Genomic DNA, 11,931 nt, shown 5'->3' with positions numbered 1-11,931 from the left:
GGGCCGGATATCTGATGCCCTGCCCCCCCCCCCCGCGGGCGCCGGCGCCCCCGCCTCCGCTCGGTGGGGGGGCCGCGGCGTTGTGCGACGTCACTTCTCCCGGTGGGTACGGGACTTGCCGCGGTCGGCGCGGACATCGCCACCCGCCGGGGTGGCGGGTGCGCTCCGGTGCCCCGGGGCGCACCCGCAGGTGTGCCTCGGGGCGCACCCGCAGGACTGACGCACCGTCAGACGCGGTGCCCGGGGGCCGATCCGGCCCGCCGGCGGGGAACCCGCCGCTCGGTCGCGCCGCCGCGGGCCAGGGCCGGCGGCGGGTCCAGCCGGTGAAATGCCCCGCGGCCGAGCTGCGCCGATCGCGTAGATTGCGGGGGTGACGGCCGGGCCCGGGCCCGCCGTACCCGCACCACACCGGAAGGGCGTACAGCGAGATGAGCGAGGACTCACTGCGGGAGGAGGTCCTGACCGCACGACGGATCGTCGTCAAGGTCGGTTCCTCCTCACTCACCACGGCGGCCGGTGGCCTGGACGCCGACCGGGTCGACGCCCTGGTGGACGCGCTCGCCAAGGTGCGCGGCGGCCCGGACGCCCCCGAGGTGGTCCTGGTCTCCTCCGGTGCCATCGCGGCCGGCCTGGCCCCGCTGGGCCTGGACCGGCGCCCCAAGGACCTCGCCCGCCAGCAGGCCGCCGCGAGCGTCGGCCAGGGACTGCTGGTCGCCCGCTACACCGCCTCGTTCGCCCGCTACGGCATCCGGGTCGGCCAGGTGCTGCTGACCGCCGAGGACGCCAGCCGGCGGGCCCACTACCGCAACGCCTACCGGACGCTGGACCAGCTGCTGGCGATGGGCGCGATGCCGATCGTCAACGAGAACGACACCGTCGCCACCGCCGAAATCAAGTTCGGTGACAACGACCGGCTGGCCGCGCTGGTCGCCCACCTGGTCCGGGCCGACCTGCTCGTGCTGCTCTCCGACGTGGACGGCCTCTACGACGGCGACCCGAGCCGCCCCGGCACCAGCCGGATCGCCCAGGTGGCCGGGCCGCACGACCTGGATGGCGTCTCGATCGGCAGCGCGGGCAAGGCCGGCGTCGGTACCGGCGGCATGGTCACCAAGGTGGAGGCGGCGCGGATCGCCACCGGCGCGGGCATCCCGGTGGTGCTCACCGCCGCCAGCCGGGCGGCCGACGCGTTGGCCGGCCGGCCCACCGGCACGCTGTTCCTGCGCACCGGCAGCCGCTCCTCCGACCGGCTGCTCTGGCTGGCCCACGCCAGCAGCCCGCGCGGGGCCCTGCACCTGGACGAGGGTGCCGTCGCGGCGGTCGTCTCCGGGGGTGCCTCGCTGCTGCCGGCCGGGGTCACCAAGGTCGACGGGGAGTTCGCCGCGGGTGATCCGGTGGACCTTCTTGGCGAAAACGGCCACATCGTGGCGCGCGGACTGGTCAACTTTGATGCGAGGGAGTTGCCCCGGCTGCTCGGCCGGTCCACCCGAGACCTGGCCCAGGAGTTCGGTGCCGCGTACGAGCGCGAGGTCGTCCACCGCGACGACCTGGTCGTCCTGCGCGGCTGACCGGCCTGGAGGAGCGGCGGCGACCGCGCGGGGTGCGGGCCCGGCCGCGGGCGAGGAGGGGCGCAGCCGTCCGCGTCGGGCCGAGGCCGGCGGGTACGACGACACGAGATCGCCGAACAGGAGGCCGCCGGTGGAACGCAGGCGCGAGGCAGCGCTGACCGGAGGAACGGCGGGCCGGCGGCTGACCAGCATCGACGGCGGGCGCGGGGCCGACGCCCCTGCCGAGCCGGCCGGTCCGCCGCCGCAGGAGCCCGGCGCGCTACGCAGGGTCCGGCCGGACCGGCGGGACGAGGGCGAGCCGCCCACGGTGCCCGAGCAGGCCCGGCTCTGGCACGTGGTGCTGAGCGTGGCCGGGCCGACCACCCCGCTGTCCGCGCTGCGGGCGGGGCTGGAGCGCCTGGCGCACGACCACTCGTTCTTCCTGACGGCCCGCTACGCGGCCGACCACGCGGAAATCCGTTACTGGGAGCAGGCCCGGGACCTGCACGACGCGGCGGCCATCGCGTTGCGGCTGTGGGGCGAGCACAAGGTCACCGCGAACCTGCCGCCCTGGGAGATCGTGGGGCTGGAGGTGGTCGACCGGGCCACGTACCACAAGCGGGTCGCCGAGGGCTTCGGCGATCCGCCGCCGCACCTGGGCGGGGTGCACCCGTACTGACCCCCCGGGCCCCGGTCCGCCCGGCCGCGCGGCCCGGCTCACCGCCGGGGCGCCAAGGCCGGTGTCTCACCGGGCGAAATGCCCGGCGGGCGGCGCCCGCGCAGTCGCTACCCTTGGCGCATGACCAGCGACCTCGCCACCGCCGACAGCCCCGTCCTCGCCGTAGCGCGCCGAGCCCGGGAGGCCGCCGCCGCGCTCGCCCCGGTGCCGCGCCGGGCGAAGGACGCCGCGCTGGCGGCGATCGCGGACGCCCTGGTGGCCCGGAGCGCCGAGATCACCGCCGCCAACGCCGAGGACGTCGCGCGCGCCCGGGCGGCGGGCACCGCCGAGTCGGTGATCGACCGCCTCACCCTCACCGACGAGCGGATCGCCGCGATCGCCGCGGACGTCCGCGACGTGGCCGGCCTGCCCGACCCGGTCGGCGAGGTGGTGCGCGGCTACACCCTGCCCAACGGCCTGGACGTGCGACAGGTCCGGGTCCCGCTCGGCGTCGTCGGCATCATCTACGAGGCCCGTCCGAACGTCACCGCGGACGCCGCGGCGCTCTGCCTGAAGTCCGGCAACGCGGTGCTGCTGCGCGGCTCGGCCTCCGCCTACCGGTCCAACACCGCGCTGGTCGCCGTGCTGCGCGACGCCGTCGCCTCGGCGGGCCTGCCCGCGGACGCGGTGCAGCTCGTCCCGGGCGAGAGCCGGGAGTCGGTCCAGGAGCTGATGCGCGCCCGGGGCCTGGTGGACGTGCTGATCCCGCGCGGCGGGGCCTCGCTGATCCGGACCGTGGTCGAGGGCTCGACCGTGCCGGTGATCGAGACCGGCACGGGCAACTGCCACGTCTACGTGGACGCCGAGACGGACCTGGCGATGGCCGTCGGCATCCTGCTGAACTCGAAGGCGCAGCGGGTGAGCGTCTGCAACTCGGCCGAGACCCTGCTCGTCCACCAGGACGTCGCGGAGGACTTCCTGCCGCTCGCGCTGGCGGCCCTGGCGCGGGCCGGGGTGACGGTGCACGGCGACGACGCGGTGCTCAAGGCCGCCGAGGGTTCGGCGGCGACCGTGGTGCCGGCCACCGAGGAGGACTGGGAGACGGAGTACCTCTCGTACGACCTGGCGGCGGCCGTGGTGCCCTCGCTGGAGGCCGCCGTCGCGCACATCCGCCGCTGGTCCTCCGGCCACACCGAGGCGATCGTCACCACCTCGCAGGCCGCCGCCCGCCGTTTCACCCAGCTGGTCGACGCGACGACGGTGGCCGTCAACGCCTCGACCCGGTTCACCGACGGCGGTGAGTTCGGTTTCGGCGCCGAGATCGGCATCTCGACCCAGAAGCTGCACGCCCGCGGCCCGATGGGCCTGCCGGAGCTGACCAGCACCAAGTACATCGTCACTGGTGACGGGCATGTTCGGGGCGAGGCGACGCAGACCGTGGGCGGTGCGGCCGACGCCGGCTGAGCGGGCCGGGGGCTCCGGACGGACGGGCCGCGTCACACGAGTGACGGACCAAGTGCGAGGAGCCACAGACAAATCGCCCGACCGGTAATACGCTGAATCCGTGGCTGACGATGTGGGGGGCTCGCCGTACCCCGACGGCGCCGACCACGGTGGTGCGGACGACGAGTTCGCCACCGTGGTCTTCGATGAGGCCTTCGTCCGGTCCGCCGCCGTGCACGAGCCGACCGCCAAGGAGCGGCAGCTCGCCGCGGCCGAGGCCAGGTTCGAGCCGGACGCGGTGGCACCGGGCTGGGCCTATGACGTCCCCGCGGGTGACGGGGTGCCGCTGGAGCTGCGCCCCTACCCGAGCGGACTGGACGACGACCGCCGCTACCCCGATCCGTGGTCGGGTCCCGGCCGGGTGGCCGGGCGCCGGGCCGGGCGGTGGGGGCGGGACAGCGTCTACGACCCGGTCCGGGCACGGCGCGGGCGCTATGTCGCCCAGCAGCGTTGGCACCGGCCGGTGGCCTGGGTGCTCGCCGTGATCATGGGCGTGAGCCTGGTCGCGGTGGCGGTCGCGGCCGTCTACCAGGGCGTGGGCGGGGCCGGTGGCGGCACGCCCCGGCGGCCCGAGTCCGGGAGCAGCAGCGCGGGGGTCGATCCGGCCCCCTCGCCGGCCGATCCGTCGCTCGTGGTCACCGCGCCGGCGGGTTGAGGCGCTGATTCGCGAGCCGTGCGCCGGAGTGCGCCCGGGGGCGTCCGCGCGACGCGAGCCGGTCACGGAGCGCTCCCGGGAATCTGTGTGAACACCCTCGTGGCGGGGTGCGGGTGCGGCTTACCCTGGTGTCATGGGTGACCCGCGAGAGCCTCCGGAGGGTGCGCCCGACGGTGGTTCCGGAAGCGATGACGAGTACCGGTCCGTCGTCTTCGACGAATCGTTCGTGCGGGCTGCCCGGATCCAGGAGCTCTCGGCCCGGGAGCGGCTGGCGAACTCCTTCGGCCGGGCCACCCGCCCGCGGATCCGGCTCGGTCCGCTGGGCACCGTGCCGCGGCAGGCGCTCGCCCTGCTGCTCCTGATCCTGCTGGCCTTCTCGGCCGCCGTGTACTTCGGCATCAGTGCGCCGAACCGGCCGACCGCCCGCCCCGAGGGCAGCCAACTGACCGTCAGCCTGGTCGCGTTGAGCCCGGCTTCGGCGGTCCGGCCGGTCGCCGACCCGGCCGCCCCGTTCGCCGCGCTGGCGCCCGGGTACAGCGACGGCGCCATCGGTCTGGGGACCCCCGCGGGGGCGGCCACCGAGCACTTCAGCAGGATCGAGGTGACCAAGGCGCTCGACACCGTCCAGCGGTACCTGGTCGCCTCCTCGCTGGCGCCGACGGCGCTGATCCAGGGGGCGACCGCCGATGTGCGGGCCTTCGTGACGCCCGGCGAGCAGGCCCAGTTCGACACCAGCGTGGCGCAGCCCGTCGACGACCGTCACCACGCGCTGACCGGGTGGGTGGTCCGCTTCGACCCGGGGCAGGTCGCGCTGGCCGCCGACAGCGTCAAGGTGGCGGGAGCGATGCGGATCGACGAGGCGGACAGTTCCACCCTGCAGATCACCACCGACCACACCTTCGTCTACGCGCTGAAGCCGGCCGGGGCCCCGAACGGCGCGCCGGTGACGCTGGAGACCGTCCGGCGGCAGCTGACCTTCCAGTTCGACCGGGTCGACCTGGCCTCCGCCCAGCTGCGGCTGGTGGACTCGGTGCTCCAGGCCGGGCCGGCGCCCTGCGGCGGTTCGCAGGCCGGGTACGTGCAGCCGCTGCTGGCGGGGACGGACGGTGCCCCGGCGGCCGGTGCGCAGCCGGTCGATCCGGGCAACCACGCGCACCCGGCCTGGCAGGTCTGCGGGGTGCTGGCGGGCAGCTGAGGCCGGGCCGCGGGGCAGGGTTCGGGGGGCCGTGCGGGCGGTGCGGGGGGCTGTTCGGGCGGTGCGGGGCAGGGTGGTCCGGGGTCGGTGCGGGCGGTGGGGGGCGGGTACGCCGACGGCTCCCGGCGGGCAGCCGGGAGCCGTCGGTACCGCGGGTCAGTCCTCGTCGCGGGGCGCCGACGACCCGTTGGCGCGGGTGGCACCGGTGAAGGTGTCGCGGAGCTTGCCGCCGACGGTGGCGGCGCCGCCGGCGACGTCGCGGATCAGGCCCATCAGCGGGTCCTTGCTCTCCTTCACCGAGCTCGTGTAGTGGTCGGCGGCGGCCTTCCACTGGTCGCCGACCGAGGTCTCGGCGTCGTCGGTGCGGCGGGGGTAGGCGCCGGCCAGGATCGAGCGGTACTCGTCGCTCTCCGCCCACTTCTTCAGCTTGGCGACCCGCACCACGGCGAACGGGTGGCTCTGCGGCAGGACCTGCAGCAGCTTGAGCACGCCGTCGCGGAGGTCCCCGGCCTTCTCGTACTCCTCGGCCTGCTCCAGGAAGGCGTCGACGTTCATCTCGCCCAGGTTGTGGCCGCCGGCCAGCTTCATCAGGGCCCGCATGGAGGCCTGGAGGTCCTGGCCGGCGAGCAGGCCGGCCCGGTCGCTGGAGAGTTCGGCCTTGCGGAACCACTCCTTGAGCGCGGTCACGATCGCCATGATCGCCAGGTTGCCGAGCGGCACCCAGGCGATCCGGGCGGCGATGTTGGTGAGGATCAGCAGCATCGTCCGGTAGACGGCGTGGCCGGACATCGCGTGGCCGACCTCGTGGCCGATGACGGAGCGCAGCTCCTCCTCGTCCAGGAGCTCGACCAGGCCGCTGGTGACCACGATGATCGGGGTGTCGATGCCGATGCAGTAGGCGTTGACCGTCGGGTCCTGGGAGACGTAGAGGTCCGGGACCTTCTCCAGGTCCAGCACGTACGCGGCGTCGCGCACCATCCCGTGCAGCTCGGGGAACTGCCGCTCGGAGGTCTTCACCGCGGTGGCCAGGAACATCAGCCGGATCGAGCGCTCGGAGACCAGGCCGGCGAGCTTCTTGAGGACGTCGTCGAAGCCGGTCAGCTTGCGCAGCGCGACGAGGGCGGAGCGGTCCGCCGGGTGCTCCCAGGCCCGGGTGGAGATCTCCGGGAACCGCTGGCGGCGCCGGCTGGGGGCCTTCGAGGTCGTATCGGTCATGGTGTGAGTACCCTCCTGGTCGACGGCGGCCCCGGCAGCTGGCCGGCCCCCGTTGGTCTTCGCCTGCAACGACTGTCTGTGCAACGTCCGTGGTCGCGTACTCGTCCCCGCGCTCACCCTACGCGCGGCGCGGACGGCGCCGGAGGGGGCGGTGACCGGCGCCGGTGTGAGGCCGGTTTACCCTGAATGCCCTGGAGAGCCGAGACCAGACCTGGCCGCGGTACCGAGCAGTCCGAGGAGCCCGCAGATGTCCACCGACGCCCTTGTCAGCCTGGCCGGCCCGATCTCCACGGAGAACGGCCCGGGGCTCTTCCTGCGGATCATCGTGGTGGCCTCCTTCGTCGGTGTCGGCCTGCTCGCCTGGCTCCTGCTGCGGGCCGGCCGCAACAACTGACCGCCCTCCGGACGGGCGCCGCCGGGCGCCCGGCTCACGCCGGATCAGACGCGGTGGGCCGCCGAGCGGTTGCCGTGTCGGCACCCGTACGATGACAGGTGGGCCCTCACCGGCCCGCCCACCCCTGGTCCGTCATCCGAGCCGAGAAGGTCCGCCGACCATGAGCACTGCCGCCGCACTCCCCGTCCTGAACCTGCTCGCCTCCGAGGGCGAGGGGGGCAACCACGACAGCCTCAACCCGTACCTCACGGGTGGCGCCGCACTGTTCGTCCTGCTGCTGCTGCTCTACGTGACCACCCGCTTCAACCGGGACCGCTGAGCGGCGCACCGAGCCCCGCCCGGACGGCTCGGGGAGCGTCCGGCGGGAGCGCCGGCCGCTCCCTCACGCGTTCTCCGGGGAGCCTCCACCCGGGCGTTCCCGCACCGTAACGGGCGTCGCGTAAGGTGTGGCGGCATGGGAGAGCAGGCCGGGAATCCCGGCGGACCGGTACCGGTGAAGAAGCGGCTCGGCGTGATGGGCGGCACCTTCGACCCGATCCACCACGGACACCTGGTCGCCGCCAGTGAGGTCGCGAGCGCGTTCCACCTCGACGAGGTGGTCTTCGTCCCGACCGGGCAGCCGTGGCAGAAGACCGACCGCGAGGTGACCTCGGCGGAGGACCGCTACCTGATGACGGTCATCGCCACCGCGGAGAACCCGCAGTTCTCGGTGAGCCGGATCGACATCGACCGCGAGGGTCCGACGTACACCGTCGACACCCTGCGCGACCTGCGCGCGCTCCACCCGGACGCCGACCTCTTCTTCATCACCGGCGCCGACGCGCTCGCGCAGATCCTCTCCTGGCGGGATTCCGAGGAGCTTTTCTCGCTCGCCCACTTCATCGGCTGCACCCGGCCGGGGCACACTCTTTCGGACGCCGGGCTTCCGGTGGGCGGGGTCTCCCTGGTGGAGGTCCCGGCGCTGGCCATCTCCTCCACGGACTGCCGCAACCGGGTCGCCAAGGGTGAGCCGGTCTGGTACCTCGTCCCGGACGGCGTGGTCCGCTACATCGACAAGCGGGCGCTCTACGCGCCGCACCGGACCTGATCCCCGGAGGGGCCGACGGATGACCGATCGCAGGGGACAGCAGGACGACTGGTCCACCGGGCAGTACCGGCCGCAGTACCCGCCCGAGCAGCAGGGCGGCTACGAGCAGCAGTACGACCAGTACGGGCAGCCGGTACCGCCGGCGCAGCCCTACGGCCAGGACCAGTACACCGCGTACCAGGGGCAGGGCCAGGACCAGTACCAGCAGGCCTACCAGCCGTACGAGCAGCCGCGGCAGGGCGGCTATGGACAGCAGGGCGGCTACGAGCAGCAGCGGTACGACCAGTACGACCCGTACGGGCAGCCGGCGGCCGGCGGGCAGGCGTACCAGCAGCCCGACGGTTACCAGGGCGGCTACCAGGGGCAGGGCCAGGACCAGTACCAGCAGGCGTACCAGCCGTACGAGCAGCCGCGGCAGGGCGGCTACGGACAGCAGGGCGGCCAGGAGCCGCGGCAGTTCGGGACCGCTCCGCAGCCGGTGGTCGCCGAGCCGGTGCCCGAGCAGGCCGCCCCGGCGCCGCCGCGCCCCCGCACGCCCCGACCGGCCCCCGCCGAGGCGACGCCGGCCCGGCCCGCGGCGCCGTCCGAGCAGGTCGGCGGAAGCCGTGCGGCCAAGGCCGCCGGCGGTGCCGGGAAGACGCCCCGGGACGACTACGCCACCGGTGAGTTCACCTTCGTCGACGAGGAGGCGGAGGAGACCGAGGACGTCATCGACTGGCTGAAGTTCGCCGAGTCGCGCAGCGAGGTGCGCGCCGAGCGGCGCCGCAAGCTGCGCACCCGGCTGATCGGCGTCGGCGTGGTGCTGGCGGTCGTGGCGGCCGGCGCCGGCGGCTACCTCTGGTTCACCGGCGACAAGCAGACCGCGGCGACCGCCGCCGGCCCGCGCCAGGTCAACGTGGTGCACCTGCGCGACCTCCAGGGCAAGGTCTCCAGCGCGCTGCTGGTCAACGACGCCTCGGGGCACAAGGGCACCGTGCTGCTGCTGCCGGACACGCTGCGGCTGCCCGGCCCGGGCGACCCGCCGGTCACCACCGTCGGCCAGGCGATGGACAGCATCGGCCCGTCCGCCACCCGCGACGGCCTGGCCGCCGTGCTGGGCGCCCCGGTGGCCGGCACCTGGCGACTCGACACGCCGTACCTGGAGCTGCTGGTCGCCCAGCTCGGCGGGGTCCGGGTGGACACCAACGCCGAGACGCACGAGGGCGGCAAGCCGGACGGCAAGCTGCTCTCCGCCGCGGGCAAGAACACCCTGCTGAGCGGGAAGGCGGCGGTCGCCTACGCCACCCTGCAGGCGTCCGGCGAGAACCGGGACGCCCAACTCGCCCGGTTCGGCCAGGTGATGGACGCGGTGATGCGGACCGTGCCGGTCGAGTTCAAGGACGCCAAGGACGACGTGCACCGGATGAACGCGGTGCTCGACCCGTCGCTGCCGGAGGACGCCCTGGCCGGCGTCCTGGTCCAGCTCGCCCAGCAGGCGAAGGACGGCCACCTCGGGACCACCGTGCTGACCGTGAAGCCGGACGGCAGCCTGGACGAGGCCGGCGCCGGCCAGCAGGTCAAGGAGGTGCTGGGCGGCACCGTGAAGTCCGCCACCTCGGCCGACGCGCCGGCCCGGGTCTCGATCCAGGACGCCACCGGCAACGACCTGGCGGCCGCCGCCGCGCAGGTCCAGGTGGTGAACGCGGGCCTCACCTTCATCCCGGGCGGGGCGAAGGCGACGCCGCAGGCGACCAGTGAGATCCGCTACACCGACGACGCCCGGCAGGCCGCGGCGAAGTCGCTGGCACTCAGCCTCAACCTGCCGGAGACGGCCGCGAAGAAGGTCACCGACGCGCAGAACGCCGATCTGGTGGTCGTTCTCGGCAAGGACTACCAGCCGCCGAAGCCGCAGTAGGCCCGCGCGGAGGGCCGGGGGCCCGGGAAACGATTCCTGGGCCACCGGGGCGGCGTGAGATCCTGGAAGGCGATGCCCGGCCGCGTGCCGGGCCTCGCCCCCAAGCCGCCGAGCCGGAAGAACATCGTGACCGCCACCGAGCACAGCCAGGAAATCATCAACGTCGCCGCCCAGGCGGCGGCCGACAAGCTGGCGCACAACATCATCGCGTTCGACGTCAGCGACGTGCTGTCGATCACCGACGCCTTCCTGATCGCCTCCGCGAACAACGACCGCCAGGTCAAGTCGATCGCCGAGGAGATCGAGGACAAGCTGCGCGAGCAGCTGGACATCAAGCCGGTGCGCCGGGAGGGCGAGCGCGAGGGCCGTTGGATCCTGCTCGACTACCTGGACATCGTGGTGCACGTCCAGCACTCCGAGGAGCGCTCCTTCTACTCCCTGGACCGGCTCTGGAAGGACTGCCCCGAGCTGCCGCTGCCGGCCGACGCGCTGGCCTCCCGCAACCGTCCCGACGCGCACACCGACGAGGCCGGCAACGCCCTCGCCCCGGCCGAGGTCGCCCCGGCCGACAACTTCGGCGCCGAGGACTACAGCTGAGCCGCGAGGCGCGGGGCCCGCGCATCGTCTTCTGGCGGCACGGCCAGACGTCCTGGAACCTCGAATCGCGGTTCCAGGGCACCACGGACATCGAGCTGACCGGCCAGGGCGTCCTGCAGGCCCAGCGGGCGGCCCGGCTGCTCTCCGGCCTGCGTCCCGACCTGCTGATCTCCTCGGACCTCCAGCGCGCCCGGCGCACCGCCGAGGAGCTGGCCAAGGTCACCGGCCTGGACGTGCAGCACCACGAGGGGCTGCGCGAGACGTACGCCGGCTCCTGGCAGGGGCTCACCAACGCCGAGATCCGGGCCCGGTTCCCGGAGGAGTACGCGGCCTGGGCCCAGGGCGAGCCGATCCGGCGCGGCGGCGGCGAGCTGTCCACCGAGGTCGCCGACCGTTCGGTGCCGGTGGTGCTGGACGCCGTCGGCAAACTGCCGGAGGACGGCACCCTGGTGGTCGTCAGCCACGGCGGCACCATCCGCACCATGCTCGGACGGCTGCTCGGCCTGGATCCGGCGCTCTGGGAGTGCTTCGGCGGCCTGTCCAACTGCTGCTGGTCCGTGCTGGGCCGGGGCGCGCGAGGCTGGCGTCTGCTGGAGCACAACGCGGGCACCCTCCCGCAGCCGGTGATCGGCGACGACACCTGAGCGGTGGCGACGGTGCCGATCGGGAGCACCCGGGCGGGAGCGTCCGACCGGTGACGGTCGGGCGGCGACGCCGAGTGGTGACGGCCGAGTGGTGACGTTCGGGTGGCGGCCTTCGGGTGGTGACGTTCGGGTGGTGACACCCGGGCGGCGACACCCGGCGGTGAGCCGCCGGGCGGCCTGCGGGGAAGGATTTCGCAGTTCCGGGCCTGACCAGTTAGAGTCTCTCTCGTTCGCACGGAAGAAACGCGGCCCGGAAGGGAAGCGCGAAATCCGGTGAGTGCGGGGCTGTAGCTCAGTTGGTAGAGCGCTTGCATGGCATGCAAGAGGTCCGGGGTTCAATTCCCCGTAGCTCCACTCCGCACCCGCGGTCCGCGAGGGCCGTGCGTGTCGCGGGGCTGTAGCTCAGTTGGTAGAGCGCTTGCATGGCATGCAAGAGGTCCGGGGTTCAATTCCCCGTAGCTCCACAGACCGGCGAGAAGGGCGCCCCCCCACCGGTGGGGGGCGGCCCCGGTGCCCGGGCCGGCCCAGACGAAGATAAACAAAAA

General features: G+C 73.9%; 12 protein-coding genes and 2 tRNA genes. 13 read left to right on the top strand and 1 reads right to left on the bottom strand.

Annotated features, from left to right (window positions below):
• Positions 1-428: 428 nt before the first annotated feature.
• The 5 genes from proB to ACFXHB_RS01180 all read left to right on the top strand — a co-directional run bounded on the left by proB (position 429) and on the right by ACFXHB_RS01180 (position 5,555).
• On the top strand, positions 429-1,565 hold the full coding sequence (gene proB, locus ACFXHB_RS01200) for a glutamate 5-kinase (RefSeq protein ID WP_380571183.1): 1,137 nt from the start codon (positions 429-431) through the stop codon (positions 1,563-1,565).
• Between the two features lie 130 nt (positions 1,566-1,695).
• The gene (locus ACFXHB_RS01195) at positions 1,696-2,223 is read left to right on the top strand and encodes a hypothetical protein (RefSeq protein ID WP_380571182.1); all 528 of its coding nucleotides are present in this window, start codon (positions 1,696-1,698) and stop codon (positions 2,221-2,223) included.
• Between the two features lie 120 nt (positions 2,224-2,343).
• Positions 2,344-3,666: a glutamate-5-semialdehyde dehydrogenase gene (locus ACFXHB_RS01190; RefSeq protein ID WP_380571181.1), complete on the top strand. Its 1,323-nt coding sequence runs from the start codon at positions 2,344-2,346 to the stop codon at positions 3,664-3,666.
• A 100-nt stretch (positions 3,667-3,766) separates the two neighbouring features.
• On the top strand, positions 3,767-4,360 hold the full coding sequence (locus tag ACFXHB_RS01185; RefSeq protein WP_380571180.1) for a hypothetical protein: 594 nt from the start codon (positions 3,767-3,769) through the stop codon (positions 4,358-4,360).
• A 133-nt stretch (positions 4,361-4,493) separates the two neighbouring features.
• Positions 4,494-5,555, top strand: a complete 1,062-nt coding sequence (locus ACFXHB_RS01180; protein ID WP_380571179.1) for a hypothetical protein — start codon at positions 4,494-4,496, stop codon at positions 5,553-5,555.
• A 156-nt stretch (positions 5,556-5,711) separates the two neighbouring features.
• Here ACFXHB_RS01180 and ACFXHB_RS01175 read toward each other — a convergent pair whose 3' ends face one another.
• Positions 5,712-6,770, bottom strand: coding sequence for a M48 family metallopeptidase (locus ACFXHB_RS01175; RefSeq protein WP_380571178.1), 1,059 nt, complete (start codon positions 6,768-6,770; stop codon positions 5,712-5,714).
• A 247-nt stretch (positions 6,771-7,017) separates the two neighbouring features.
• Here ACFXHB_RS01175 and ACFXHB_RS01170 point away from each other — a divergent pair, with 247 nt between their 5' ends.
• The 8 genes from ACFXHB_RS01170 to ACFXHB_RS01135 all read left to right on the top strand — a co-directional run bounded on the left by ACFXHB_RS01170 (position 7,018) and on the right by ACFXHB_RS01135 (position 11,850).
• On the top strand, positions 7,018-7,164 hold the full coding sequence (locus tag ACFXHB_RS01170; RefSeq protein ID WP_380571177.1) for a hypothetical protein: 147 nt from the start codon (positions 7,018-7,020) through the stop codon (positions 7,162-7,164).
• A gap of 160 nt (positions 7,165-7,324) precedes the next feature.
• On the top strand, positions 7,325-7,483 hold the full coding sequence (locus ACFXHB_RS01165) for a hypothetical protein (RefSeq protein WP_360637147.1): 159 nt from the start codon (positions 7,325-7,327) through the stop codon (positions 7,481-7,483).
• A 135-nt stretch (positions 7,484-7,618) separates the two neighbouring features.
• On the top strand, positions 7,619-8,251 hold the full coding sequence (gene nadD / locus ACFXHB_RS01160) for a nicotinate-nucleotide adenylyltransferase (RefSeq protein ID WP_380571176.1): 633 nt from the start codon (positions 7,619-7,621) through the stop codon (positions 8,249-8,251).
• A gap of 19 nt (positions 8,252-8,270) precedes the next feature.
• Positions 8,271-10,145: an LCP family protein gene (locus tag ACFXHB_RS01155; RefSeq protein ID WP_380571175.1), complete on the top strand. Its 1,875-nt coding sequence runs from the start codon at positions 8,271-8,273 to the stop codon at positions 10,143-10,145.
• Between the two features lie 126 nt (positions 10,146-10,271).
• On the top strand, positions 10,272-10,742 hold the full coding sequence (rsfS, locus tag ACFXHB_RS01150; protein ID WP_380571194.1) for a ribosome silencing factor: 471 nt from the start codon (positions 10,272-10,274) through the stop codon (positions 10,740-10,742).
• Positions 10,739-11,386 (top strand): histidine phosphatase family protein, encoded by a 648-nt coding sequence (locus ACFXHB_RS01145; RefSeq protein WP_380571193.1) that lies wholly within the window; start codon positions 10,739-10,741, stop codon positions 11,384-11,386. Before rsfS ends, ACFXHB_RS01145 begins: the two co-directional genes overlap by 4 nt.
• A 281-nt stretch (positions 11,387-11,667) precedes the next feature.
• A tRNA-Ala gene (locus ACFXHB_RS01140) sits at positions 11,668-11,740 on the top strand.
• 37 nt (positions 11,741-11,777) lie between these two features.
• A tRNA-Ala gene (locus tag ACFXHB_RS01135) sits at positions 11,778-11,850 on the top strand.
• Positions 11,851-11,931 lie beyond the last annotated feature (81 nt).

The sequence above is a fragment of the Kitasatospora sp. NPDC059327 genome (assembly GCF_042752535.1).
In the GTDB taxonomy this organism is placed as follows: domain Bacteria; phylum Actinomycetota; class Actinomycetes; order Streptomycetales; family Streptomycetaceae; genus Kitasatospora.
Note: the sequence above shows the minus strand (reverse complement) of the source record. Positions and strands in the feature narration are given on the sequence as shown.